This window comes from Brevibacillus sp. BC25 (assembly GCF_000282075.1).
Lineage (GTDB): Bacteria > Bacillota > Bacilli > Brevibacillales > Brevibacillaceae > Brevibacillus.
In genome coordinates this window covers 1-505 of sequence record NZ_AKIX01000139.1, presented here as the reverse complement: position 1 = coordinate 505, position 505 = coordinate 1, and the positions used below count along the sequence as shown (strand labels likewise).

1 protein-coding gene is annotated in these 505 nt (G+C 52.3%); it reads right to left on the bottom strand.

Translation table 11 applies throughout. From position 1 onward, the window contains the following. Window positions 1-31: 31 nt before the first annotated feature. Window positions 32-505 (bottom strand): baseplate J/gp47 family protein (locus tag PMI05_RS29525; RefSeq protein ID WP_007730020.1); only part of this gene is annotated, 474 nt, incomplete at its 5' end.

Below are 505 nucleotides of genomic sequence, written 5' to 3'. Positions count from 1 at the left end.
GGCGGCAGCATCTGCCGATAGCGTTCTGGAATCATGTTGTCACCGCCATGGTTAGAGTCGATACAGAGTCAGCAGGCACCGTCAAATTCAATTCCGCGCCGTTTAAGGTGTAGCCAGTGAAATCTATTACCCCATCCACGAAAAAGAGCGCCCCGATCTGCTGGTACACGATCTGAGAACGCCCTTTTAGGTAGGTTTTGATTTGCGTAGTAATTTGGTCTTTGACCTTCTCGATTTCCGCATCTGGTCGCAAAGCGAGTTTTACAGCGATAGTCACCGGATAAACGTTCGCTGGCAGTACCTGCAAGTCGTGCAAGGCCCTTCGTTTGTCTTCCAGTTTCGTCCGTACACTCGTAGCCAGTTCCTGCCCTGCAGGATTGCCTGTCAGGTCTGTGATATACACATCAATAGATAGGTCATGTCGTGCCTTCTCGATGGCAACGGCTCCACCTACCCCGCCAACATTTCGTGCCCACCGCTCGTAGTCTTGGCGTCTGCCGTCTCC